This window comes from Pseudomonas triticicola, assembly GCF_019145375.1.
GTDB lineage: Bacteria > Pseudomonadota > Gammaproteobacteria > Pseudomonadales > Pseudomonadaceae > Aquipseudomonas > Aquipseudomonas triticicola.
In genome coordinates this window covers 3,687,678-3,711,949 of record NZ_JAHSTX010000001.1, presented here as the reverse complement: position 1 = coordinate 3,711,949, position 24,272 = coordinate 3,687,678, and the positions used below count along the sequence as shown (strand labels likewise).

Annotated in this window: 21 protein-coding genes and 3 tRNA genes; 23 read left to right on the top strand and 1 reads right to left on the bottom strand. The window is 58.7% G+C overall.

Features of this window, described 5'->3' with window-relative positions; all coding sequences use genetic code 11:
• The first annotated feature begins 96 nt into the window (after nt 1-96).
• From dnaJ to KVG85_RS16550, 6 genes are all read left to right on the top strand, one after another.
• The gene (dnaJ, locus tag KVG85_RS16575; RefSeq protein WP_217864385.1) at nt 97-1,221 is read left to right on the top strand and encodes a molecular chaperone DnaJ; all 1,125 of its coding nucleotides are present in this window, start codon (nt 97-99) and stop codon (nt 1,219-1,221) included.
• Nucleotides 1,222-1,230: 9 nt separating this feature from the next.
• Nucleotides 1,231-2,034 carry a 4-hydroxy-tetrahydrodipicolinate reductase gene (gene dapB / locus KVG85_RS16570; RefSeq protein ID WP_217864384.1) on the top strand — a complete coding sequence of 268 codons (804 nt, stop codon included), beginning with the start codon at nt 1,231-1,233 and terminating at the stop codon, nt 2,032-2,034.
• A gap of 258 nt (nt 2,035-2,292) precedes the next feature.
• Nucleotides 2,293-3,429 (top strand): glutamine-hydrolyzing carbamoyl-phosphate synthase small subunit, encoded by a 1,137-nt coding sequence (carA, locus tag KVG85_RS16565; protein WP_016771765.1) that lies wholly within the window; start codon nt 2,293-2,295, stop codon nt 3,427-3,429.
• A gap of 123 nt (nt 3,430-3,552) precedes the next feature.
• Complete coding sequence (gene carB, locus KVG85_RS16560; RefSeq protein WP_016771764.1) at nt 3,553-6,774, top strand: carbamoyl-phosphate synthase large subunit; 3,222 nt, start codon at nt 3,553-3,555, stop codon at nt 6,772-6,774.
• A gap of 2 nt (nt 6,775-6,776) precedes the next feature.
• On the top strand, nt 6,777-7,253 hold the full coding sequence (gene greA, locus KVG85_RS16555; RefSeq protein WP_038861135.1) for a transcription elongation factor GreA: 477 nt from the start codon (nt 6,777-6,779) through the stop codon (nt 7,251-7,253).
• A 28-nt stretch (nt 7,254-7,281) separates the two neighbouring features.
• Nucleotides 7,282-7,686: an MFS transporter gene (locus KVG85_RS16550; RefSeq protein WP_076565784.1), complete on the top strand. Its 405-nt coding sequence runs from the start codon at nt 7,282-7,284 to the stop codon at nt 7,684-7,686.
• A 9-nt stretch (nt 7,687-7,695) separates the two neighbouring features.
• Here the strand turns inward: KVG85_RS16550 and KVG85_RS16545 are convergent, their stop codons facing one another.
• Nucleotides 7,696-8,004 carry a YhbY family RNA-binding protein gene (locus KVG85_RS16545; RefSeq protein ID WP_016771761.1) on the bottom strand — a complete coding sequence of 103 codons (309 nt, stop codon included), beginning with the start codon at nt 8,002-8,004 and terminating at the stop codon, nt 7,696-7,698.
• A gap of 101 nt (nt 8,005-8,105) precedes the next feature.
• On the opposite strand from KVG85_RS16545, the gene rlmE reads away from it, so the two are divergent.
• The 17 genes from rlmE (at nt 8,106) to KVG85_RS16460 (ending at nt 24,203) form a co-directional block, all read left to right on the top strand.
• On the top strand, nt 8,106-8,735 hold the full coding sequence (rlmE, locus tag KVG85_RS16540) for a 23S rRNA (uridine(2552)-2'-O)-methyltransferase RlmE (RefSeq protein ID WP_217864383.1): 630 nt from the start codon (nt 8,106-8,108) through the stop codon (nt 8,733-8,735).
• A 202-nt stretch (nt 8,736-8,937) separates the two neighbouring features.
• Nucleotides 8,938-10,845: an ATP-dependent zinc metalloprotease FtsH gene (gene ftsH, locus KVG85_RS16535; RefSeq protein ID WP_016771759.1), complete on the top strand. Its 1,908-nt coding sequence runs from the start codon at nt 8,938-8,940 to the stop codon at nt 10,843-10,845.
• Between the two features lie 8 nt (nt 10,846-10,853).
• Entirely contained in the window at nt 10,854-11,705 is an 852-nt protein-coding gene (gene folP / locus KVG85_RS16530; RefSeq protein WP_056782869.1) for a dihydropteroate synthase, read from the top strand.
• A gap of 16 nt (nt 11,706-11,721) precedes the next feature.
• Nucleotides 11,722-13,059 (top strand): phosphoglucosamine mutase, encoded by a 1,338-nt coding sequence (gene glmM, locus KVG85_RS16525; protein ID WP_110603491.1) that lies wholly within the window; start codon nt 11,722-11,724, stop codon nt 13,057-13,059.
• A gap of 65 nt (nt 13,060-13,124) precedes the next feature.
• On the top strand, nt 13,125-13,880 hold the full coding sequence (tpiA, locus tag KVG85_RS16520) for a triose-phosphate isomerase (RefSeq protein WP_217864382.1): 756 nt from the start codon (nt 13,125-13,127) through the stop codon (nt 13,878-13,880).
• A 4-nt stretch (nt 13,881-13,884) separates the two neighbouring features.
• The gene (secG, locus tag KVG85_RS16515; RefSeq protein ID WP_016771756.1) at nt 13,885-14,268 is read left to right on the top strand and encodes a preprotein translocase subunit SecG; all 384 of its coding nucleotides are present in this window, start codon (nt 13,885-13,887) and stop codon (nt 14,266-14,268) included.
• Nucleotides 14,269-14,290: 22 nt separating this feature from the next.
• Nucleotides 14,291-14,376, top strand: a tRNA-Leu gene (locus KVG85_RS16510).
• Nucleotides 14,377-14,473: 97 nt separating this feature from the next.
• Nucleotides 14,474-14,550, top strand: a tRNA-Met gene (locus tag KVG85_RS16505).
• A gap of 139 nt (nt 14,551-14,689) precedes the next feature.
• Nucleotides 14,690-15,148, top strand: a complete 459-nt coding sequence (rimP, locus tag KVG85_RS16500) for a ribosome maturation factor RimP (protein WP_007993601.1) — start codon at nt 14,690-14,692, stop codon at nt 15,146-15,148.
• Nucleotides 15,149-15,195: 47 nt separating this feature from the next.
• The gene (gene nusA / locus KVG85_RS16495) at nt 15,196-16,677 is read left to right on the top strand and encodes a transcription termination factor NusA (RefSeq protein WP_186618636.1); all 1,482 of its coding nucleotides are present in this window, start codon (nt 15,196-15,198) and stop codon (nt 16,675-16,677) included.
• A 27-nt stretch (nt 16,678-16,704) separates the two neighbouring features.
• On the top strand, nt 16,705-19,236 hold the full coding sequence (gene infB, locus KVG85_RS16490) for a translation initiation factor IF-2 (protein WP_042608863.1): 2,532 nt from the start codon (nt 16,705-16,707) through the stop codon (nt 19,234-19,236).
• Between the two features lie 159 nt (nt 19,237-19,395).
• A complete protein-coding gene (gene rbfA / locus KVG85_RS16485; protein ID WP_016771753.1) occupies nt 19,396-19,797 on the top strand; it encodes a 30S ribosome-binding factor RbfA in 402 nt (133 codons plus the stop codon).
• A 4-nt stretch (nt 19,798-19,801) separates the two neighbouring features.
• The gene (gene truB, locus KVG85_RS16480) at nt 19,802-20,719 is read left to right on the top strand and encodes a tRNA pseudouridine(55) synthase TruB (protein WP_217864381.1); all 918 of its coding nucleotides are present in this window, start codon (nt 19,802-19,804) and stop codon (nt 20,717-20,719) included.
• A gap of 143 nt (nt 20,720-20,862) precedes the next feature.
• Nucleotides 20,863-21,132 carry a 30S ribosomal protein S15 gene (rpsO, locus tag KVG85_RS16475; protein ID WP_016771751.1) on the top strand — a complete coding sequence of 90 codons (270 nt, stop codon included), beginning with the start codon at nt 20,863-20,865 and terminating at the stop codon, nt 21,130-21,132.
• Nucleotides 21,133-21,336: 204 nt separating this feature from the next.
• Nucleotides 21,337-23,442 (top strand): polyribonucleotide nucleotidyltransferase, encoded by a 2,106-nt coding sequence (gene pnp, locus KVG85_RS16470; RefSeq protein WP_024011572.1) that lies wholly within the window; start codon nt 21,337-21,339, stop codon nt 23,440-23,442.
• Between the two features lie 156 nt (nt 23,443-23,598).
• Nucleotides 23,599-23,674, top strand: a tRNA-Thr gene (locus KVG85_RS16465).
• Nucleotides 23,675-23,903: 229 nt separating this feature from the next.
• Nucleotides 23,904-24,203: a DUF6388 family protein gene (locus KVG85_RS16460; protein ID WP_024011573.1), complete on the top strand. Its 300-nt coding sequence runs from the start codon at nt 23,904-23,906 to the stop codon at nt 24,201-24,203.
• Nucleotides 24,204-24,272: the final 69 nt, after the last annotated feature.

Below are 24,272 nucleotides of genomic sequence, written 5' to 3'. Positions count from 1 at the left end.
TTGACGTGAGTTGGGTCCGGGCCTTAATGGGGGCTCAACGAGTTTGGCGAGGCTCAGGAGGGGTTTGCCGAACGTCCTTAAGAGTGCAAAGAACTTATGGCAAAGCGTGACTATTACGAAGTATTGGGTGTCGAGCGGGGCACGAGCGAAGCGGACCTGAAGAAGGCCTATCGCCGCCTGGCCATGAAGCACCACCCCGACCGTAATCCCGGCGACAAGGCTTCGGAAGAAGCATTCAAAGAGGCCAACGAGGCCTATGAAGTGTTGTCCGACGCCAGCAAACGCGCGGCATACGACCAGTACGGTCATGCTGGCGTCGATCCGAGCATGGGCGGCGGCGGTGCCGGTTTCGGTGGCCAGAACTTCTCGGACATCTTCGGCGATGTCTTCAGTGATTTCTTCGGTGGCGGTCGCGGCGGTGCCCGTGGCGGCGCTCAGCGTGGCAGCGATCTGCGCTACACCCTGGAGCTGAATCTGGAAGAAGCGGTGCGCGGTACGTCGGTGAGTATCCGCGTTCCGACACTGGTCAACTGCAAACCGTGCGATGGTTCCGGCGCCAAGAAAGGCTCGTCGCCGACGACGTGCCCGACCTGCGGCGGCATCGGTCAGGTGCGTATGCAGCAGGGCTTTTTCTCGGTGCAGCAGACCTGCCCGCGCTGCCATGGCCAAGGCAAGATCATTTCCGATCCGTGCGACTCCTGCCACGGTGACGGTCGTGTCGAAGAGTACAAAACCCTGTCGGTCAAAGTGCCTGCCGGTGTTGATACTGGCGACCGCATTCGTCTGTCCGGCGAAGGCGAGGCGGGTACTCAGGGCGGGCCGACTGGCGACCTGTACGTTGTGATCAATGTGCGCGAACACGACATCTTCCAACGTGACGGCAAGCATCTGTTCTGCGAAGTGCCGATCAGCTTCGTCGACGCTGCACTGGGCGGCGAGCTGGAAATTCCGACCCTCGACGGTCGCGTCAAACTGAAAATCCCCGAAGGCACGCAGACCGGCAAGCAGTTCCGCGTACGCGGCAAAGGCGTTGCGCCAGTGCGTGGCGGTGGTGCCGGTGACCTGATGTGCCGTGTCGCTGTGGAAACGCCGGTCAACCTCAACCGTCGTCAGCGTGAACTGCTGGAAGAATTCCGCAGCTCCCTGGCCGACGACAACAGCCACTCGCCGAAAACCACCGGTTGGTTCGACGGTGTGAAGCGTTTCTTCGGCGATTTGTAAGGAGTCGGCATGCGACGTATTGCAGTGATGGGCGCCGCCGGGCGCATGGGCAAGACCCTGATCGAAGCGGTGCAGCAGACGCCGGGCGCTGGTCTGACGGCGGCGGTCGATCGTCCCGACAGCACGCTGGTCGGCGCGGATGCCGGTGAGCTGGCAGCGCTGGGCCGTATCGGCGTTCCACTGTCCGGTGATCTGGATCGTGTGGTTGAAGAGTTCGATGTGCTGATCGACTTCACTCACCCGACCGTGACTCTGAAAAATCTCGCGTTCTGCCGCAAACACGGCAAAGCGATGATCATCGGCACCACCGGTTTCAGTGTTGAAGAGAAGCAATTGCTGACCGAGGCGGGCAAGGACATTCCGATCGTCTTCGCCGCCAACTTCAGCGTCGGCGTCAACCTCTGTCTGAAACTGCTCGACACCGCTGCGCGCGTGCTGGGCGACGATGTCGATATCGAGATCATGGAAGCCCATCACCGGCACAAGGTCGATGCTCCGTCCGGTACGGCGGTGCGCATGGGTGAAGTGATTGCCGATGCCCTGGGGCGTGATCTGAAGAAGGTCGCGGTCTACGGTCGTGAAGGCCAGACCGGTGCGCGTGAGCGTGAAACCATTGGTTTCGCCACCGTGCGTGCTGGCGATATCGTCGGTGATCACACCGTGCTGTTCGCTGCCGATGGCGAGCGCGTCGAGATCACCCACAAGGCATCGAGCCGCATGACCTTCGCCAAGGGCGCGGTGCGTGCGGCGCTGTGGCTGGACGGTCGCGAGCCGGGCCTGTACGACATGCAAGACGTGCTCGACCTGCGTTGAGTCGTTGCTGAACCCGGCGCAAACGTCCCTTTTTGCGCCGGTTTTTACCGCTTGGCGACGACCTGTCGCATTCTCCGGCCTTTAAGGCTCTTTAGCGGTGGACCAAAAACGCCCTTTTCTGTAAGCTACAGCTTTAGTGTGTCCACTAAAAGCGCGCAGAATAATTTCAGTGAAGAAGCGGGGTGACGTGTCCATACGTCACTCCGCTTTTTTACAACCTGCGATTGCCCTTTCATGCGTTATTTACGGGAGGTCTTCTTGACTAAGCCAGCCATACTCGCCCTTGCTGATGGCAGCATTTTTCGCGGCGAAGCCATTGGAGCCGACGGTCAGACCGTTGGTGAGGTGGTGTTCAACACCGCAATGACCGGCTATCAGGAAATCCTTACCGATCCTTCCTACGCCCAGCAGATCGTTACCCTGACTTACCCGCACATCGGCAACACCGGCACCACGCCGGAAGACGCCGAGTCCGACCGCGTCTGGTCCGCTGGCCTGGTCATCCGTGACCTGCCGCTGGTAGCGAGCAACTGGCGTAACACGATGTCCCTGTCTGATTACCTGAAAGCCAACAATGTAGTGGCAATCGCCGGTATCGACACCCGTCGCCTGACCCGCATCCTGCGTGAAAAAGGCGCTCAGAACGGCTGCATCATGGCCGGCGACAACATCTCCGAAGAAGCGGCCATCGCCGCTGCGCAAGGCTTCCCGGGCCTGAAGGGCATGGACCTGGCGAAAGTCGTCAGCACCAAGACCCAGTACGAATGGCGCTCCACTGTCTGGGATCTGAAAACCGACAGCCACGCGACCATCGAAGCTTCCGAGCTGCCATATCACGTGGTCGCCTACGACTACGGTGTCAAGGTCAACATCCTGCGCATGCTGGTCGAGCGCGGCTGCCGCGTCACCGTAGTGCCTGCGCAGACTCCAGCCGCCGATGTGCTGGCGCTGAAGCCGGACGGCGTGTTCCTGTCCAACGGCCCTGGTGACCCGGAGCCATGCGACTACGCGATCCAGGCGATCAAGGAAGTGCTGGAAACCGAGACGCCGGTGTTCGGCATCTGCCTCGGCCACCAGCTGCTGGCCCTGGCCTCCGGCGCCAAGACCCTGAAAATGGGCCACGGCCACCACGGTGCCAACCACCCGGTGCAGGATCTGGATACAGGCGTTGTGATGATCACCAGCCAGAACCACGGTTTTGCGGTAGACGAAGCCACCCTGCCTGCCAACGTGCGCGCGATCCACAAGTCGCTGTTCGACGGCACCCTGCAAGGCATCGAGCGCACCGACAAGAGCGCGTTCAGCTTCCAGGGTCACCCTGAAGCGAGCCCGGGCCCGAACGATGTTGCGCCACTGTTCGACCGCTTCATCAACGAGATGGCCAAGCGACGCTAAGCGTTCGCCTTGAGACTGTAGAGAGAAGCCCTCGAGGGCGGCCCCGGTTCCGGCGGCCCCTCGGGACTTCAGAAATCGATCAAGACGGCTTGCCGACTGACCTGCGGATTTGAGTGACAAACCATGCCAAAACGTACAGACATTAAAAGCATCCTGATTCTCGGCGCTGGCCCGATCGTGATCGGCCAGGCCTGCGAATTCGACTACTCCGGCGCCCAGGCCTGCAAAGCCCTGCGCGAAGAGGGTTACCGCGTCATCCTGGTGAACTCCAACCCGGCCACCATCATGACCGACCCGGACATGGCCGACGCCACCTATATCGAACCGATCAAATGGCAGACCGTGGCCAAGATCATCGAAAAAGAGCGTCCGGACGCCGTCCTGCCAACCATGGGCGGCCAGACCGCTCTGAACTGCGCCCTGGATCTGGAGCGCGAAGGCGTTCTGGAGAAGTTCGGCGTAGAGATGATCGGTGCCAATGCCGACACCATCGACAAGGCTGAAGACCGTTCGCGTTTCGACAAGGCGATGAAATCCATCGGTCTGGCGTGCCCGCGTTCCGGCATCGCCCACAGCATGGAAGAGGCCAACGCGGTTCTCGAAACCCTCGGTTTCCCGTGCATCATCCGTCCGTCCTTCACCATGGGCGGCACCGGTGGCGGTATCGCTTACAACCGTGAAGAGTTCGAAGAAATCTGCGCCCGTGGTCTGGACCTGTCGCCGACCAAAGAGCTGCTGATCGACGAATCGCTGATCGGCTGGAAAGAATATGAAATGGAAGTTGTCCGCGACAAAAAGGACAACTGCATCATTGTCTGCTCGATCGAAAACTTCGATCCGATGGGCGTGCACACCGGTGACTCGATCACCGTAGCTCCTGCGCAAACCCTGACCGACAAGGAATACCAGATCCTGCGTAACGCTTCGCTGGCGGTACTGCGCGAGATCGGCGTCGAGACCGGCGGTTCCAACGTGCAGTTCGGTATCTGCCCGAACACTGGCCGCATGGTCGTGATCGAAATGAACCCGCGTGTTTCGCGCTCCTCGGCACTGGCTTCGAAAGCCACCGGTTTCCCGATTGCCAAGGTCGCGGCCAAACTGGCTGTGGGTTACACCCTCGACGAACTGTCGAACGACATCACCGGCGGCAAGACCCCGGCGTCCTTCGAACCGTCGATCGACTACGTCGTCACCAAGCTGCCACGCTTCGCCTTCGAGAAATTCGCCAAGGCTGACGCGCGCCTGACCACGCAAATGAAGTCGGTCGGCGAAGTCATGGCCATCGGCCGGACCTTCCAGGAATCCCTGCAGAAAGCCCTGCGTGGTCTGGAAGTCGGCGTTTGCGGTCTGGACGAAAAGCTCGATCTGAGCAACCCGGACAGCATGAGCGTGCTCAAGCGCGAACTGACCGTGCCGGGCGCCGAGCGTATCTGGTACGTGGCGGACGCCTTCCGCGCCGGCCTGTCGGTCGAAGACATCTTCGGCATGAACATGATCGACCCTTGGTTCCTAGTGCAGATCGAAGACCTGATCAAGGACGAAGAGAAGGTCAAGACCCTCGGTCTGTCCTCGATCGACCGCGACCTGATGTTCAAGCTCAAGCGCAAAGGCTTTTCCGATCAGCGTCTGGCCAAGCTGCTGGGCGTCACCGAGAAAAACCTGCGCACGCACCGTCAGAAACTGGAAGTGTTCCCGGTCTACAAGCGCGTTGACACCTGCGCCGCCGAATTCGCTACCGACACTGCTTACCTGTACTCGACCTACGAGGAAGAATGCGAAGCAGCGCCGTCGGGTCGCGACAAAATCATGATTCTGGGTGGCGGTCCTAACCGTATCGGCCAGGGCATCGAGTTCGACTACTGCTGCGTTCACGCTGCTCTCGCCCTGCGCGAAGACGGCTACGAAACCATCATGGTCAACTGCAACCCGGAAACCGTTTCCACTGACTACGACACTTCCGACCGCCTGTACTTCGAGCCGGTAACCCTGGAAGACGTACTTGAAATCTGCCGCGTCGAGAAGCCAAAAGGCGTGATCGTCCAGTACGGCGGCCAGACTCCGTTGAAACTGGCTCGCGCCCTGGAAGCTGCTGGCGTGCCGATCATCGGTACCAGCCCTGACGCCATCGACCGCGCCGAAGACCGCGAGCGCTTCCAGCAAATGGTTGAGCGCCTGAACCTGCGTCAGCCGCCGAACGCCACCGTGCGCAGCGAAGACGAAGCGGTTCGTGCAGCCGCCAAAATCGGTTATCCGCTGGTGGTACGTCCGTCCTATGTACTGGGCGGCCGTGCGATGGAAATCGTTTACAAGGAAGACGAACTCAAGCGTTACCTGCGCGACGCGGTGCAAGTGTCCAACGACAGCCCGGTGCTGCTCGACCACTTCCTCAACTGCGCCATCGAAATGGACGTGGACGCGGTTTGCGACGGCAAAGACGTGGTGATCGGCGCGATCATGCAGCACATCGAACAGGCGGGCGTTCACTCCGGTGACTCCGCATGCTCGCTGCCGCCGTACTCGCTGCCGGCGCACATCCAGGACGAGATGCGCGAACAGGTCAAGAAAATGGCCCTGGAACTGGGCGTTGTCGGCCTGATGAACGTGCAATTGGCTCTGCAGGGCGAAGACATCTACGTCATCGAAGTCAACCCGCGCGCCTCGCGTACCGTACCGTTCGTTTCCAAGTGCATCGGTGTTTCCCTGGCCATGATCGCTGCGCGCGTGATGGCCGGTAAGACCCTGAAGGAAATCGGCTTCACCAAGGAAATCATCCCGAACTTCTACAGCGTGAAAGAAGCGGTGTTCCCGTTCGCCAAATTCCCTGGCGTTGACCCGATCCTCGGCCCAGAGATGAAGTCGACCGGTGAAGTAATGGGCGTCGGCGACACCTTCGGCGAAGCATTCGCCAAGGCGCAGATGGGCGCCAGTGAAGTGCTGCCGACCGGCGGTACCGCGTTCATCAGCGTGCGCGATGACGACAAGCCACTGGTTGCAGGCGTGGCCCGTGATCTGATCAACTTGGGCTTCGAAGTGGTCGCCACTGCCGGCACTGCCAAGCTGATCGAAGCCGCAGGCCTGAAAGTGCGCCGCGTGAACAAGGTGACCGAGGGTCGTCCGCACGTGGTCGACATGATCAAGAATGACGAAGTCACGCTGATCATCAACACCACCGAAGGTCGTCAGTCGATCGCCGATTCGTACTCCATTCGTCGCAATGCCCTGCAGCACAAGATTTACTGCACCACCACTATCGCTGCGGGCGAAGCGATCTGCGAAGCGCTGAAGTTCGGTCCGGAAAAGACCGTGCGCCGCTTGCAGGATCTACACGCAGGATTGAAGGCATGAGCATAACCAAGTACCCAATGACTGTTCAGGGCGCTCGCGCCCTGGAAGAGGAGCATGCTCACCTGACCAAGGTCGTCCGTCCGAAGCTCAGCCAGGACATCGGTACGGCCCGCGAGTTGGGTGACTTGAAGGAAAACGCTGAATACCATGCTGCCCGCGAACAGCAAGGCATGGTCGAAGCGCGTATTCGTGACATCGAGGGCCGGATTCAGAATCAGGTCATCATCGATGTCACGACCATTCCTCATACCGGCAAAGTGATTTTCGGTACCACCGTCGAGATCGCCAACGTCGAGACTGATGAAAGCGTCACTTACCACATCGTGGGTGAGGATGAGGCTGACTTCAAGCTCGGCAAGATCTCCGTCGGTTCGCCGCTGGCCCGCGCCTTGATTGGCAAGGAAGAGGGTGACGTGGTCGCCGTCAAAACGCCAAGCGGCGTGATCGAGTACGAGATTGTCGAAGTTCGTCACATCTGAAAGAAGGCGCCCGCTGCATGCGGGCGCCATGCTTTGGCAGCTGACCCAGATGCTTTGGGTCGGTGGCCTATGGTTGATTCATATCGGTTTGCAGCCGGCGTTGGGCCGGATCGGCCTCGCGCCGCTGTTGATCGACGAAGTGGCCAGTGCATTCGAAGTGCTGGTAGTCGGATTCGCTGCTTTGTGCGTGATCTTTCAGGCTTTGGTGCTGGTACAGGCCGAGGGCCTTGCCAGTCTATGGCGGGATTTTCGCGGGCAGGTGCTGTTGATGGCGTTGTACGCGTGCGCGATGTATGTCGCCGTGCGTGTGGGCTGGCCGGATGCGCAGCGCTGGCAGGTATTCAGTTATCTGGTGCTGGGATTTTCCGGGTTGGTGCTGGTCATGCAGCCGGTGCCGGGATGGAGTGGCAGGGTGCGCGAAGCACACCCTTGACCCTGCGCATCACTTGAAGCGATGAACGTTCGACAGCTGCTTGTTGGCGCTGAAGTTCTTGCGGTAGACCAGTGCCATCTTGCCGATGACCTGAACCAGGTCCGCTTTGCCGACCTTGCACAGTTCGGCGATGTGCGCCAGGCGCGACTCGCGATCGAGGATATTGAGCTTGATCTTGATCAGCTCGTGATCGGCCAAGGCGCGTTCAAGTTCGGCTAAAACACCTTCAGTCAAACCGTTGTCCGCTACCGTCAACACTGGTTTGAGGTGGTGGCCGATGGATTTGTACTGTTTCTTCTGCTCTGGAGTGAGCGGCATAATCTGACCCTTTCGTCTGGATTCTGTAAAATGGCGGCCATTTTACCCGAGGGTTCGTGGATCCGCCCAACTAATCACGACCCTAATCATCGAGGTGCCCAATGGCGCGTTCCAAGACAAGCCTTGGTTGGCTGAAAAGACATGTCAACGATCCTTATGTGAAGCAGGCGCAGAAGGATGGCTACCGCTCGCGTGCAAGTTACAAGCTGCTGGAGATCCAGGAAAAATACAAACTCATCCGCCCGGGCATGAGCGTGGTCGACCTCGGCGCGGCGCCGGGTGGCTGGTCGCAGGTAACCAGTCGGTTAATCGGCGGTCAGGGTCGTCTGATCGCTTCGGACATCCTGGAAATGGACAGCATTCCGGACGTGCATTTTATCCAGGGCGACTTCACGGAGGACACAGTGCTCGCTCAAATCCTCGAGGCCGTGGGTAATTCGCAGGTGGACCTTGTGATTTCCGATATGGCCCCCAATATGAGTGGTACGCCCGAAGTGGACATGCCCAAGGCCATGTTCCTCTGTGAGCTGGCGCTGGACCTGGCGGAACGGATCCTCAAGCCCGGTGGCAATTTCGTCATCAAGATTTTCCAGGGCGAGGGCTTCGACGTTTATCTGAAGGACGCTCGGAAGAAATTCGACAAGATCCAGATGATCAAGCCAGACTCTTCCCGTGGCAGCTCCCGTGAGCAGTACATGCTGGCCTGGGGTTATCGCGGCGGTGATGCGTAATACGAGGTTTTTCGGCAGGGCGATAGGTTTTTCATATTTCGCTCTGCAGGCATAAGCGAATATTGTGTAGAAAGTGTTTCACAAAGGGTTACAGACGGCGCCTGCCAGAGTTGTAGGTAATGTAGTAAGTTAGGCTGGTGAATATCATGCGAAGCGCGCGCCAGTAGCGGAGCTTGCTTCAGAGGGTAGTTAATTGAACGATATGGCAAAGAATCTGATCCTGTGGTTGATCATCGCGGCAGTCCTGGTGACGGTGATGAACAACTTCTCCAGCCCTAACGAGCCGCAGACCCTCAACTATTCCGACTTCATCCAGCAGGTCAAGGATGGCAAGGTCGAGCGCGTAGCCGTTGACGGCTATGTGATTACCGGCAAGCGCACCGATGGCGACAGCTTCAAGACCATTCGTCCGGCAATTCAGGACAATGGCCTGATCGGCGATCTGGTCGACAATCACGTTGTGGTTGAAGGCAAGCAGCCTGAACAGCAAAGCATCTGGACTCAGCTCCTGGTGGCCAGCTTCCCGATCCTGGTGATCATCGCGGTGTTCATGTTCTTCATGCGCCAGATGCAGGGCGGCGCCGGTGGCAAGGGCGGGCCGATGAGCTTCGGCAAGAGCAAGGCACGCCTGCTCTCCGAAGATCAGGTGAAAACCACTTTGGCTGACGTTGCAGGTTGCGACGAGGCCAAGGAAGAAGTCGGCGAGCTGGTCGAGTTCCTGCGTGATCCGGGCAAATTCCAGCGTCTGGGCGGTCGTATCCCGCGCGGCGTGCTGATGGTCGGCCCGCCGGGTACCGGTAAAACCTTGCTGGCCAAGGCGATTGCCGGCGAAGCGAAAGTGCCGTTCTTCACCATTTCCGGTTCCGACTTTGTCGAAATGTTCGTCGGTGTCGGCGCCAGCCGCGTCCGCGACATGTTCGAGCAGGCCAAGAAGCACGCCCCTTGCATCATCTTCATCGACGAAATCGATGCCGTGGGTCGCCATCGTGGCGCCGGCATGGGTGGCGGTCATGACGAGCGTGAGCAGACTCTCAACCAGTTGCTGGTAGAGATGGACGGCTTTGAAATGAATGACGGCATCATTGTTATTGCTGCGACCAACCGTCCGGACGTACTCGACCCTGCGCTGCTGCGTCCGGGCCGTTTCGACCGTCAGGTGGTCGTCGGCTTGCCGGACATTCGTGGTCGCGAGCAGATTCTTAAAGTTCACATGCGCAAAGTGCCAATGGGCGACGACGTTGCTCCGGCGGTGATCGCGCGCGGTACCCCAGGCTTCTCCGGTGCTGACCTGGCCAACCTGGTCAACGAAGCGTCGCTGTTCGCTGCCCGTAGCGGCAAGCGTATCGTCGAGATGAAAGAGTTCGAACTGGCGAAAGACAAGATCATGATGGGCGCCGAGCGCAAATCCATGGTCATGTCCGAGAAAGAAAAGCAGAACACTGCTTACCACGAAGCCGGCCACGCCATCGTTGGTCGCGTCGTGCCTGAGCATGATCCGGTCTACAAGGTGTCGATCATCCCGCGCGGTCGTGCGCTGGGTGTGACCATGTTCCTGCCGGAAGAAGATCGCTACAGCCTGTCCAAGCGTGCGCTGATCAGCCAGATCTGCTCGTTGTACGGTGGCCGTATTGCAGAAGAAATGACCCTGGGCTTCGACGGTGTGACCACCGGTGCCTCCAACGACATCATGCGTGCAAGTCAGATTGCCCGGAACATGGTGACGAAATGGGGCCTGTCGGAAAAACTCGGTCCGCTGATGTATGCCGAAGAAGAGGGTGAAGTGTTCCTCGGTCGCGGCGGTGGCGGCCAGGCTGCCAGCTTCTCCGGTGAGACCGCCAAGCTGATCGACTCCGAAGTACGCAGCATCATCGATCAGTGCTACGGCACTGCCAAGCAGATCCTCACGGATAACCGTGACAAGCTGGATGCCATGGCTGATGCGCTGATGAAGTACGAAACCATTGATGCCGAGCAGATCGACGACATCATGGCTGGCCGGACACCTCGCGAACCTCGCGACTGGTCGGGTGGCACCGGTACGCCTCCCCCGCCTGTCGTGCAGGATGAGCGTCCGGAAAAACCGATTGGCGGTCCGGCTGCTGACGTTTAAGGCTTGAAATGACTTCTGTTCAGTCCCTGACCCGGTTGCCTTGCGGCAACCGGGTTCTTGATTTGGCCCAGACGCATGTCATGGGCATTCTCAATGTCACTCCTGATTCTTTCTCCGATGGTGGCCGCTATAGCCAGCTCGATGCGGCTTTGCGCCATGCCGAAGCCATGGTGCTGGCGGGCGCGACGCTGATCGATGTCGGCGGCGAATCGACTCGGCCAGGAGCGCGAGCGGTTTCTCCTCTGGAGGAGCTCGAGCGCGTCGCGCCGATTGTCGAGCTGATCAATCGCGAGCTGGATGTGATCATCTCGGTCGATACTTCCACCCCAGCAGTCATGCGCGAAACCGCACGGCTCGGTGCCGGCCTGATCAATGATGTGCGTTCGTTGCGTCGCGATGGTGCGCTGGATGCGGCGGCGGCGACCGGATTGCCGGTTTGTCTCATGCACATGCTCGGCGAGCCGGGCGATATGCAGGACAATCCGCAGTATCAGGATGTCACCCGCGAAGTCGGTGAGTTTCTCGCCGAACGCATGGATCAATGTGCCCAGGCGGGCATTCCCGCTGAGCGGATCATTCTCGATCCCGGCTTCGGCTTCGCCAAGACCCTGCAGCACAATCTAAGCTTGTTCAAACACATGGAGGCCCTGCATGCACTGGGTCGACCACTGCTGGTAGGTGTTTCGCGCAAGAGTATGATTGGCCACGCTTTAAATCGTCCCGTGGGCGAGCGTCTGCATGGCGGACTGGCACTGGCGGCGCTGGCGTCAGTTAAGGGCGCACGTATATTGCGGGTCCACGATGTGGCGGAAACCGTCGATGTCGTGCGAATGATCGCGGCCGTAGAATCAGCTGAATAAGAATGATGGAGCACTTATGAGCAAGAAATATTTTGGTACCGACGGCATTCGCGGTCGCGTTGGTGAATACCCGATCACGCCTGACTTCATGCTCAAGCTTGGCTGGGCGGCTGGTATGGCTTTCCGCAAGATGGGTGCTTGCAAGGTGCTGGTCGGCAAGGACACGCGGATCTCCGGTTATATGTTCGAATCGGCACTCGAGGCCGGGCTGACCTCGGCGGGTGCCGATGTGATGCTGCTCGGCCCGATGCCGACGCCGGCCATCGCCTATCTTTCGCGGACGTTCCAGGCTGAAGCCGGTATCGTGATCAGTGCATCGCACAACCCGCATGATGACAACGGCATCAAGTTCTTCTCCGGCAAAGGCACCAAGCTGCCCGATGAATTGGAGCTGATGATCGAAGAGTTGCTCGATACGCCAATGACCGTCGTCGAGTCGAGCAAGATCGGTAAAGTGTCGCGAATCAATGACGCATCGGGTCGCTACATTGAGTTCTGCAAAAGCAGCGTGCCTACCGGGACCAATTTCGCCGGTCTGAAAATCGTCATCGACTGTGCCCACGGTGCTACCTATAAGGTCGCGCCGAGCGTCTTCCGTGAGCTGGGTGCCGAAGTTGTCGTGCTGTCTGCTCAGCCGAACGGGCTGAACATCAACGATAACTGCGGTTCCACGCATATGGGGCCGTTGCAGGCCGCCGTTCTGGCCGAGCATGCGGACCTGGGTATCGCCTTCGATGGTGATGGTGATCGGGTATTGATGGTCGATCACACCGGCGCCATTGTTGATGGTGACGACCTGCTGTTTATCATTGCCCGCGATCTGCATGAGCGTGGCAAGTTGCAGGGTGGCGTCGTCGGTACGTTGATGAGCAATCTTGGTCTCGAACTGGCCCTTGCGGATCTGTCGATCCCGTTCGTTCGCGCCAATGTCGGTGACCGCTACGTGATTGCCGAACTGCAAGAGCGCAACTGGCTCGTTGGTGGGGAAAACTCCGGGCATGTGGTCTGCTTCAACCACACCACCACGGGCGACGCGATCATCGCGGCTCTGCAGGTGTTGATGGCTCTGAAATCCCGCAACGAAGGTCTGGCGCAAACGCGCCAGGCGCTGCGCAAGTGCCCTCAGGTGCTGATCAACGTTCGCTTTGGCGGCGGTGAAAGTCCGCTGGAGCATCCGGCTGTCAAGGAAGCCAGTGCCCGTGTCACTCAGGCGATGGCGGGGCGCGGTCGCGTGCTTCTGCGCAAGTCCGGCACAGAGCCTCTGGTGCGCGTAATGGTCGAAGGCGAGGACGAAAACCAGGTTCGCGGCTATGCCGAAGAGCTGGCAAAACTGGTAACCGAAGTTTCTGCCTGATACGGCTTGCAAGCCATGATTGTGTTGGGTAACATCTGCGCCCACTTTGACCGACGAGGTACAGCATGCGTCGCCCTATGGTAGCTGGTAACTGGAAGATGCACGGTACCCGCGCCAGCGTCGCTGAGCTGATCAACGGCCTTCGTCATCTGGCCTTGCCAAGCGGTGTTGATGTCGCGGTGTTCCCGCCTTGCTTGTATATCAATCAAGTGATTGATGGCTTGAAAGGCAAGTCGATTTCGGTCGGCGCGCAGAATTCTGCGGTGGAAGCCATGCAAGGTGCGTTGACTGGTGAGATTGCTCCCAGCCAACTGGTGGATGCAGGTTGTTCCCTGGTGCTTGTCGGGCACTCCGAACGCCGCCAGATTCTCGGCGAGCGAGACGGGATGCTGAATCGCAAGTTCGCAGCGGCACAGGCATGTGGCTTGATTCCGGTGTTGTGTGTAGGGGAAACCCTCGAGCAGCGCGAAGCCGGAAAAACTCTTGAGATTGTCGGGCGTCAGCTGGGCAGCATCATCGAGGAGCTGGGTGTCGGTGCCTTTGCCAAGGCAGTGATTGCATACGAGCCGGTCTGGGCCATTGGTACCGGGCTGACTGCAACGCCGCAACAGGCTCAGGATGTGCATAAAGCCATTCGCGAGCAGTTGGCGGCAGAGAATTCTGAAGTCGCACGAGGTGTGCGGCTTCTATACGGCGGCAGCGTGAAGGCGGCCAATGCGGTCGAACTGTTCGGCATGCCGGATATCGATGGGGGGCTCATTGGTGGAGCTTCCCTGAATGCAGATGAGTTCGGTGCGATCTGTCGCGCCGCGGGAAACTGAAAAAATGCTGGAAACAGTCGTAGTCGTTTTTCATCTGCTGGGTGCATTGGGCGTAGTTGCTCTGGTTTTGCTGCAGCAGGGTAAGGGTGCGGACGCTGGCGCGTCTTTCGGAGCAGGTGCTTCAAATACTGTGTTCGGAAGCCAAGGTTCCTCTACCTTTCTTAGTAAGTTTACTGCTATACTTGCCGCCGGTTTCTTCATAACCAGCTTGGGGTTAGGTTACTTTGCTAAAGAGAAAGCTCATCAGCTGACTCAAGCAGGTCTTCCAGATCCAGCAGTGTTGGAAGTGCCTAAGCAACAACCGGCTTCTGATGATGTCCCGGTGCTTCAAGAGCAAAAGTCGGCTACTCCAGCGACTGACGTGCCTCCAGCTCAAGAGCAGAAGTAAGAAGGGTTTCAAACGTAGTATTGCCGAGGTGGTGGAATTGGTAGACACGCAACCTTGAGGTGGTTGTGCCCATAGGGTGTAGGGGTTCGAGTCCCCTTCTCGGTACCAATTAGTCAGGAGAGCCCGCTGTTGCGGGCTTTCTTGCAGGTGGAAGGTTACATTGACCCTAAAAGGGATCGGTCGTATACTTCCGCCCCAGCTTTGTCGCGGGGTGGAGCAGTCTGGTAGCTCGTCGGGCTCATAACCCGAAGGTCGTCGGTTCAAATCCGGCCCCCGCAACCAGTTTTAGGAGCCCCTTTTAAGGGGCTTTTTGTTAGCTGGATACTTTCAACGCCGCTGTTCGACGGCGTTTCAAGGATGGGCGTTATGCCCATTTTTTTATTTTGCAAAGCATGCACATATCATGCACTAGGGGGTTCAGGTGTCGAGCAAGCTAGAAGAGTTGCAGGCCTTGCTGGCCCCGGTGGTCGTGGCCCTGGGCTATGAATGCTGGGGTATCGAGTTTTCGGCTCAGGGTCGTCACTCGATGTTGCGCGTTTATATCGATAAAGAGGGTGGCGTGCTGGTGGACGATTGCGCCATTGTCAGCCGTCAGATCAGCGGTGTTCTGGATGTTGAAGATCCAATCGCTGTTGAATACACCCTTGAAGTTTCCTCGCCTGGCATGGAGCGCCCGCTGTTCACTCTTGAGCAGTTTGCCAAATTTGCCGGTGAACAAGTGAAGATCAAGCTGCGCTCGCCTTTCGAAGGTCGACGCAACTTTCAGGGCCTTCTGCGCGGTGTAGAAGAGCAGGACGTCGTGGTGCAGGTAGAAGACCACGAGTTCCTGTTGCCGATCGATATGATCGACAAGGCCAACATTATTCCCAGTTTTGACTGAGACGCGGATCCCGCGGATCCAATGGCTTGCGAAAGGCGAGGCGTACGATGAGCAAAGAAGTACTGCTGGTTGTTGAGTCGGTATCCAATGAAAAGGGTGTACCGGCAAGCGTAATTTTTGAAGCGCTGGAGCTGGCTCTGGCCACTGCTACCAAAAAGCGTTTTGAAGACGAAGTGGACCTGCGTGTGGAAATCAACCGCCACACCGGTGCCTACGAAACCTTCCGTCGCTGGACGGTCGTCGAAGAGAATGATCTCGACGATCCGGCCATCGAGACCTGGCCAAGCAAGGTTGCCGAAACGCATCCTGGCGCCAAGGTCGGTGACGTCGTCGAAGAGAAAATCGAATCCATCGAGTTCGGCCGCATCGCTGCACAGACTGCCAAGCAGGTCATCGTGCAGAAAGTTCGCGAAGCCGAGCGCGCTCAAGTGGTTGACGCCTATCGCGAGCGCTTGGGAGAAATCATCTCCGGCACCGTGAAAAAAGTCACCCGCGACAACGTGATCGTCGATCTGGGCAACAACGCTGAAGCGTTGCTGGCCCGTGAAGACATCATTTCTCGCGAAACCTTCCGTGTCGGCGTGCGTCTGCGTGCGCTGCTCAAGGAAATCCGCACCGAGAACCGCGGCCCGCAGCTGATCCTGTCGCGTACCGCGCCGGAAATGCTGATCGAGCTGTTCCGTATCGAAGTGCCGGAAATCGCCGAAGGCCTCATCGAGGTCATGGCCGCCTCCCGTGATCCGGGTTCGCGTGCCAAGATCGCCGTCCGCTCCAAGGACAAACGCATCGACCCGCAAGGTGCCTGCATCGGTATGCGCGGTTCGCGCGTCCAGGCGGTATCGGGTGAGTTGGGCGGTGAGCGTGTTGATATCGTGCTGTGGGACGACAACCCGGCCCAGTTCGTGATCAACGCCATGTCCCCGGCCGAGGTTGCGGCAATTATCGTTGACGAAGATGCCCATGCCATGGACATCGCCGTTGGCGCAGACAATCTGGCTCAGGCCATCGGTCGCGGTGGTCAGAACGTGCGTCTGGCGAGCCAGTTGACTGGCTGGACCCTGAACGTGATGACCGAATCGGACATCCAGGCTAAGCAGCAAGCAGAAACCGGCGACATCCTGCGCAACTTCATCGACGAGCTGGAAGTCGACGAAGAGCTGGCACAGGTGCTGGTAGATGAAGGCTTCACCAGCCTGGAAGAGATTGCCTACGTACCGGTGGAGGAGATGCTCAACATCGACGGCTTTGACGAGGACATCGTCAACGAGCTTCGTGCTCGCGCCAAGGATCGCTTGTTGACCAAAGCCATCGCTACTGAGGAAAAGCTGGCAGACGCCCATCCGGCCGAAGACCTGCTCTCGCTTGAGGGTATGGACAAGGATTTGGCGATGGAACTGGCGGTGCGCGGCGTAATTACCCGCGAAGACCTGGCCGAGCAGTCTATTGACGACCTGCTCGACATCGACGGCATTGACGATGATCGTGCCGGCAAGTTGATCATGGCCGCCCGAGCCCACTGGTTCGAGTAATTAGGCGCGGCCTGAGGAGAGAAGTGCATGACGCAAGTCACGGTGAAACAACTGGCCGATGAGGTCAAAACACCGGTAGAGCGCCTGTTGCAGCAGATGCGTGAGGCAGGTCTGCCGCACACCGCCGCCGACGAAAATGTGACTGACAGTGAGAAGCAATCCCTGCTGACTCACTTGAAGAGCAGTCACAAGGCGAAAGTGGAAGAACCACGCAAAATCACGCTGCAGCGTAAAACCACCAGCACCCTGCGTGTGGCTGGTAGCAAGAGCATCAGCGTTGAAGTTCGCAAGAAGAAAGTTTTCGTGCAGCGCAGCCCGGAAGAAATCGAAGCCGAGCGCAAGCGTGAACTGGATGAGCGTCGCGCAGTAGAAAATGCTGCCCGTCAGAAGGCTGAAGAAGAAGCCAAGCAACGCGCCGAAGAAGAAGCGCGTCGCCAGCCTGCTGCTGCGCAAACCGCTGCCAGCGACGCCGTTGCGGCGCCGGCTGCCGCTGCCGAACCTGTTCGCGAAAGCGCACCGGTAGTGGCTGCTGCTCCTGCTCCGTCGGCTGACGTTCGCAACAAGCAGAACGAACAGCGCCGTCCGGACAAACCACGTGCCGACGACAACAATCGTCGCAGCGGTGGCGGTGATGGCGAGCGCAAAAACGCTCCGCATCGCGCATCGGTCAAAGAAAAAGCCCCGGCGCCACGTGTGGCACCACGTACTACCGACGAAGAAAGCGATGGCTTCCGTCGTGGTGGTCGCGGCAAGGCCAAGCTGAAGAAGCGCAACGCCCACGGTTTCCAGAGCCCGACCGGCCCTGTCGTGCGTGATGTGCAGATCGGCGAGACCATCACGGTTGGCGATCTGGCCAACCAGATGTCGGTCAAAGCGGCCGAAATCATCAAGTTCATGTTCAAACTGGGTACCCCAGCGACCATCAACCAGGTGCTTGATCAGGAAACTGCTCAACTGGTAGCCGAAGAACTGGGCCACAAAGTGACCCTGGTCAGCGACACCGCTCTGGAAGATTCCCTGGCCGAGTCCCTGAAGTTTGAAGGTGAGTCGTTCTCCCGTGCACCAGTCGTGACCGTAATGGGCCACGTTGACCACGGTAAGACTTCCCTGCTCGACTACATCCGTCGTGCCAAGGTAGCTGCTGGCGAAGCCGGCGGTATCACCCAGCACATCGGTGCATACCACGTTGAGACTGATCGCGGCATGGTCACTTTCCTCGACACCCCGGGTCACGCTGCGTTTACCGCAATGCGTGCCCGTGGTGCCAAGGCGACCGACATCGTGATCCTCGTGGTTGCAGCGGACGACGGCGTGATGCCGCAAACCATCGAAGCGGTTCAGCATGCTCAGGCAGCTGGCGTGCCGCTGGTGGTAGCAGTGAACAAGATCGACAAGCCGGGCGCCGATCTCGATCGCATCCGCAGCGAGCTGTCGGTTCACGGCGTGACTTCCGAAGACTGGGGTGGCGACACGCCATTCGTACCGGTTTCGGCGAAGATGGGTACTGGCGTGGACGAGCTGCTTGAAGCCGTTCTGCTGCAGGCCGAAGTTCTCGAACTGAAAGCTACTCCGTCGGCTCCTGGCCGTGGTGTGGTGGTTGAATCGCGTCTCGACAAGGGTCGTGGCCCGGTAGCAACCGTGCTGGTTCAGGACGGTACGCTGCGTCAAGGCGACATGGTCCTGGTCGGTTCGAACTACGGCCGTGTACGTGCCATGCTCGACGAGAACGGCAAGCCAATCAAGGAAGCCGGTCCATCCATCCCTGTCGAGATCCTCGGCCTGGACGGTACCCCGGACGCTGGCGACGAGATGAGCGTGGTTGCCGACGAGAAGAAAGCCCGTGAAGTGGCTCTGTTCCGTCAAGGCAAGTTCCGCGAAGTCAAACTGGCTCGCGCTCACGCCGGCAAGCTGGAAAACATCTTCGAAAACATGGGTCAGGCCGAGAAGAAGACGCTCAACATCGTCCTCAAATCCGACGTCCGTGGTTCGCTGGAAGCGTTGAACGGTGCCTTGAATGGCCTGGGCAACGACGAAGTACAAGTGCGCGTCGTGGGTGGCGGTGTCGGTGGTATCACCGAATCCGACGCCAACCTGGCACTGGCTTCCAACGCTGTACTGTTCGGCTTCAACGTGCGTGCCGATGCCGGCGCTCGCAAGATCGTCGAGCAGGAAGGTCTGGATATGCGTTACTACAACGTGATCTACGACATCATCGAAGACGTCAAGAAAGCCCTGACCGGCATGCTCGGCAGCGATGTTCGCGAGAACATCCTGGGTGTGGCCGAAGTGCGTGACGTGTTCCGTTCGCCGAAGTTTGGCGCGATCGCCGGTTGCATGGTGATCGAAGGTGTCGTGCACCGTAACCGTCCGATCCGTGTACTGCGTGAAGACATCGTTATCTTCGAAGGCGAGCTGGAATCCCTGCGCCGCTTCAAGGATGACGCTTCCGAAGTACGTGCCGGCATGGAATGCGGTATCGGCGTGAAGAGCTACAACGACGTCAAAGTCGGCGACAAGATCGAAGTCTTCGAGAAGGTTCAGGTTGCTCGCAGCCTCTGACTCGCGCACTTCAAGGGCCACGTTGGGCCGTAGCATGCAAATGCACGGCACAGCGTCCGGACTCTAAACGCAACGCCCGGTCTGGCTTTTGTCAGGCCGGGCGTTTGCCGCTTTCAGACCTTGCGGGTTTCACCGCTGGGCAGTAACAGGTAACAAATCATGGCAAAAGAATACAGCCGTACCCAACGTATCGGCGATCAGATGCAGCGCGAGCTGGCGCAACTGATCCGTCGCGAAGTCAAAGACCCGCGCGTCGGCCTGGTCACCATCACCGCTGTGGAAGTGTCCCGTGACGTCGGTCACGCGAAGATTTTCATCACCGTGATGGGTCAGGACAACGCTGAAGACATCGCGCAAAGCATCAAGGTGCTCAATGCCGCCGCAGGCTTCCTGCGTATGCAATTGGCCCGCGAAATGAAGCTGCGCAGCGTGCCGCAATTGCACTTCCACTACGACGAATCCGTCGTGCGTGGCGCGCACCTGTCGGCATTGATCGAGCGCGCCGTGGCTGAAGACAATCAGCACGTTGCCGCTCCAGCACCTGAAGACACCAAGGAGTAATTCGGTGGCTCAGGTCAAACGTATCCGTCGTAACGTCAGCGGCATCATCCTGCTCGACAAGCCATTGGGGTTCACCTCCAACGCTGCCTTGCAGAAGGTGCGCTGGCTGCTCAATGCCGAGAAGGCCGGGCACACCGGCAGCCTCGACCCGTTGGCCACCGGCGTGTTGCCGCTGTGCTTCGGCGAGGCGACCAAGTTCTCGCAATACCTGCTCGATTCCGACAAGGGCTACGAGACCCTGGCGCAACTGGGCAAGACCACCACCACGGCCGATGCCGAAGGTGAGGTTTTGCAGGAACGTCCGGTGACCGTTGGTCGCGCCGATGTCGAAGCGGTCCTGCCGAAATTTCGCGGGCAAATCAGTCAGATACCGCCGATGTACTCGGCACTCAAGCGTGATGGCCAGCCGCTGTACAAACTGGCACGTGCAGGCGAAGTAGTGGAGCGCGAACCGCGTTCTGTTACTATTGCGCGCTTGGAATTGCTGGCCTTCGAAGGCGATACTGCGCGGCTTGCGGTGGACTGCAGCAAGGGCACCTATATTCGTACCCTGGTGGAGGATATTGGTGGGCAACTCGGTTGTGGTGCGTACGTCGCAGAATTGCGCCGGACCCAGGCCGGGCCTTTCACCCTGGCACAGACCGTGACCCTCGAAGAGCTGGAAGCGGTACATGCCGAAGGCGGCAATGAAGCGGTCGATCGCTTCCTGATGCCATCGGACAGCGGCCTGCAGGATTGGCCGCTGCTGCACTTCTCGGAAGCGAGCGCGTTCTACTGGCTCAACGGCCAGCCAGTACGTGCCCCGGATGCACCGAAGTTCGGCATGGTGCGGGTACAGGATCACAATGGTCGCTTCATCGGTATCGGTGAAGTGAGCGAAGACGGGCGCATCGCGCCGCGTCGCTTGATTCGGTCAGAATGACCGGAACCGGTCTGCGTTAAGCGGGCCGGCGAGTGTGGCTGTTAACAGGCATGGTCACTACTCATTTATAGATACAGGGATTTGTCCCTGGCCTGTTGAAGCTGTTTCCCTGAAACAGTTTCCTGATAAGGAAGGATTGCCTCATGGCTCTCGACGTTCAAGAAAAAGCTCAAATCGTTGCTGACTACCAGCAAGCTGTTGGTGACACTGGTTCGCCAGAAGTGCAGGTTGCACTGCTGACCGCCAACATCAACAAACTGCAAGGTCACTTCAAGGCCAACGGTAAAGATCACCACTCCCGTCGTGGTCTGATCCGCATGGTTAACCAGCGTCGCAAGCTGCTGGACTACCTGAAAGGCAAGGACGTAAGCCGGTACGCCGCGCTGATCGCTCGCCTGGGTCTGCGTCGCTAATCAGCGATTGCGCTATGAGGTTGGTGGTCTGTCGGGCGTCAGCGGTTTTCCGCTGGCGCCTTGCAGGCTCCCAGCCTCAAGTTTTATCTGCAGCATGGCTTTACCTGTAGCACCCGGACAATTGCCATCGGGCCGATTCCCGAGATTGCCCAAGAATTCGCAAGAAACCGTTTCCCCCAAGAGCCACAAAGAAGGTAGGACACCGTGAACCCGGTAATCAAAAAATTCCAGTTCGGTCAATCGACCGTTACCCTCGAGACAGGCCGTATCGCCCGTCAGGCCTCCGGCGCAGTATTGGTCACCGTTGACGACGACGTCAGCGTGTTGGTGACTGTTGTCGGTGCAAAGCAAGCCGATCCGGGCAAGGGCTTCTTCCCTCTGTCCGTTCATTACCAGGAGAAGACTTACGCTGCCGGTAAGATCCCTGGCGGTTTCTTCAAGCGTGAAGGCCGTCCTTCCGAGAAAGAAACCCTGACTTCCCGACTGATCGACCGTCCGATCCGTCCGCTGTTCCCAGAAGGCTTCATGAACGAAGTGCAGGTTGTCTGCACCGTCGTTTCCACCAGTAAGAAGACCGATCCGGACATCGCTGCGATGATCGGTACCTCTGCTGCCCTGGCCATTTCCGGCATTCCGTTCGACGGCCCGATCGGCGCCGCTCGCGTGGCTTTCCACGAAAGCACCGGCTACCTGCTGAACCCGACTTACGAGCAGCAGGCCGCTTCGAGCCTGGACATGGTCGTTGCCGGTACTTCCGACGCCGTGCTGATGGTTGAATCGGAAGCCAAAGAGCTGACCGAAGACCAGATGCTGGGCGCGGTACTGTTCGCTCACGACGAATTCCAGGTTGTGATCAACGCTGTGAAGGAACTGGCTGCCGAAGCCGCCAAGCCAACTTGGAACTGGGCTCCTGCACCAGAAGCCACCGAACTGCTGGGCGCTATCCGCGCCGAGTTCGGCGAAGCGATCTCCCAGGCTTACACCATCACCATCAAGGCCGACCGTTACGCTCGCCTGGGTGAGCTGAAGGACCAGGTGGTTGCCAAGCTGTCCGGTGAAGAAGGCCAGCCAAGCGCTGCTGAAGTCAAAGCCGCCTTCGGCGAAATCGAATACCGCACCGTTCGCGAAAACATCGTTAACGGCAAGCCACGTATCGACGGCCGCGACACCAAGACTGTACGTCCGCTGAACATCGAAGTCGGCGTTCTGCCGAAGACTCACGGTTCGGCACTGTTCACCCGTGGCGAAACCCAGGCGCTGGTTGTGGCAACACTGGGTACCGCCCGTGACGCACAACTGCTGGACACCCTGGAAGGCGAAAAGAAAGACCCGTTCATGCTGCACTACAACTTCCCGCCGTTCTCGGTAGGCGAGTGTGGTCGCATGGGTGGCGCCGGTCGTCGCGAAATCGGTCACGGCCGTCTGGCCCGTCGTTCGGTTTCGGCCATGCTGCCAGCCGCTGACGTGTTCCCGTACACCATCCGCGTGGTGTCGGAAATCACCGAATCCAACGGTTCGAGCTCGATGGCTTCCGTGTGCGGTGCTTCCCTGGCACTGATGGACGCTGGTGTACCGATGAAAGCACCGGTGGCCGGTATCGCCATGGGTCTGGTTAAAGAAGGCGAGAAGTTCGCCGTCCTGACCGACATCCTCGGCGACGAAGATCACCTGGGCGACATGGACTTCAAGGTAGCCGGTACCGCCAAAGGCGTTACCGCACTGCAGATGGACATCAAGATCAAGGGCATCACCGAAGAGATCATGGAAATCGCTCTGGGCCAGGCCCTTGAAGCGCGCCTGAACATCCTCGGCCAGATGAACCAGATCATTGGCCAGTCGCGTACCGAACTGTCGGCCAACGCTCCGACCATGATCGCGATGAAGATCGACACCGACAAAATCCGTGACGTTATCGGTAAAGGTGGCGCGACCATCCGTGCGATCTGCGAAGAAACCAAGGCTTCGATCGACATCGAAGACGACGGCTCGATCAAGATCTTCGGCGAAACCAAGGATGCCGCAGAAGCAGCGCGTCAGCGCGTTCTGAGCATCACTGCAGAAGCCGAGATCGGCAAGATCTACGTCGGCAAGGTTGAGCGCATCGTCGACTTCGGCGCATTCGTCAACATCCTGCCGGGCAAGGACGGTCTGGTGCACATCTCGATGCTGAGCGACGCTCGCGTAGAGAAAGTCACCGACATTCTGAAAGAAGGTCAGGAAGTGGAAGTGCTAGTACTGGACGTGGACAACCGCGGCCGTATCAAGCTGTCCATCAAAGACGTGGCAGCTGCCAAGGCTTCGGGCGTTTAATCACCCCAACGCTTTAGCGCAATGAAGATGCCCCCGCCGTGCAAACGGCGGGGGTATTTTTTTATTTGAAATAAAGAAATTGTAGTTCTCAAAAGAAACCATCAGGCAACCCACAAATTTGCCGCAGCTCGAGACCGGTGCTAGGTTTAGCCCACCGCCCGTGTAGCTCAGCCGGTAGAGCAGCGCACTCGTAACGCGAAGGTCGCAGGTTCGATTCCTGTCTCGGGCACCAACTCCTCAGCGCGCCACGTCGATACATGTTCCGCAGGTCAGCTTTTTGTGCAAGAGATGTAAAGAGCCGTGTAATTCGTCATGCAAACGTCCTATATTCGGTGCCTGCATGAGCACCGCTTAGCAGTTTTCAGATGATCCCGAATGGTTCCGAAGGCCGGCCAGTCCGCGTCAGAGAGATCCTTGATGATCCAGATCCATCCTCCATTCCTAAGATCAGCGAGAACCCCATGACTGAATTGACCCAAGAGCAACGCCACGAACAAGCGCTGGAAAAATACCTTCTGGATGTGCCGGACCTGAAGGAAGAGATCAAGGACCTGAGTCCCGATGATCAGAAAGACCAGATCCAGTGGGCCTTCGAAGATGAAGCCGAAGCGCAGGGCTTGCAGCCGTGGGAGCTGACCCTCAAGTACACGAGCACGCCGGAGGAGTTCGAGGCGCAGCGCCTCGTGCTGCACAAGGAAGCGGCGGAAGTATTGGGTGTCGAGTGGGAAGAGTACTGCGAGATGAACAATCTCGTCGTTTGAAAGCAGCTTCAAGTTTCAAGCTGCAAGCTACAAGTAAAAGCAGAATCGCTCAGCTTGTAGCTTGTAGCT

What these genes read in the sequence shown, in the direction of transcription:
- nusA (WP_186618636.1), top strand. Translation starts at nt 15,196, where the DNA reads ATGAGCAAAGAAGTACTGCTGGTTGTTGAGTCGGTATCCAATGAAAAG.
- KVG85_RS16545 (WP_016771761.1), bottom strand. Translation starts at nt 8,004, where the DNA reads ATGCCGCTCACTCCAGAGCAGAAGAAACAGTACAAATCCATCGGCCAC.
- ftsH (WP_016771759.1), top strand. Translation starts at nt 8,938, where the DNA reads ATGGCAAAGAATCTGATCCTGTGGTTGATCATCGCGGCAGTCCTGGTG.
- dapB (WP_217864384.1), top strand. Translation starts at nt 1,231, where the DNA reads ATGCGACGTATTGCAGTGATGGGCGCCGCCGGGCGCATGGGCAAGACC.
- KVG85_RS16460 (WP_024011573.1), top strand. Translation starts at nt 23,904, where the DNA reads ATGACTGAATTGACCCAAGAGCAACGCCACGAACAAGCGCTGGAAAAA.
- rbfA (WP_016771753.1), top strand. Translation starts at nt 19,396, where the DNA reads ATGGCAAAAGAATACAGCCGTACCCAACGTATCGGCGATCAGATGCAG.
- dnaJ (WP_217864385.1), top strand. Translation starts at nt 97, where the DNA reads ATGGCAAAGCGTGACTATTACGAAGTATTGGGTGTCGAGCGGGGCACG.
- rpsO (WP_016771751.1), top strand. Translation starts at nt 20,863, where the DNA reads ATGGCTCTCGACGTTCAAGAAAAAGCTCAAATCGTTGCTGACTACCAG.
- folP (WP_056782869.1), top strand. Translation starts at nt 10,854, where the DNA reads ATGACTTCTGTTCAGTCCCTGACCCGGTTGCCTTGCGGCAACCGGGTT.
- carB (WP_016771764.1), top strand. Translation starts at nt 3,553, where the DNA reads ATGCCAAAACGTACAGACATTAAAAGCATCCTGATTCTCGGCGCTGGC.
- tpiA (WP_217864382.1), top strand. Translation starts at nt 13,125, where the DNA reads ATGCGTCGCCCTATGGTAGCTGGTAACTGGAAGATGCACGGTACCCGC.
- secG (WP_016771756.1), top strand. Translation starts at nt 13,885, where the DNA reads ATGCTGGAAACAGTCGTAGTCGTTTTTCATCTGCTGGGTGCATTGGGC.
- infB (WP_042608863.1), top strand. Translation starts at nt 16,705, where the DNA reads ATGACGCAAGTCACGGTGAAACAACTGGCCGATGAGGTCAAAACACCG.
- glmM (WP_110603491.1), top strand. Translation starts at nt 11,722, where the DNA reads ATGAGCAAGAAATATTTTGGTACCGACGGCATTCGCGGTCGCGTTGGT.
- rlmE (WP_217864383.1), top strand. Translation starts at nt 8,106, where the DNA reads ATGGCGCGTTCCAAGACAAGCCTTGGTTGGCTGAAAAGACATGTCAAC.
- KVG85_RS16550 (WP_076565784.1), top strand. Translation starts at nt 7,282, where the DNA reads ATGCTTTGGCAGCTGACCCAGATGCTTTGGGTCGGTGGCCTATGGTTG.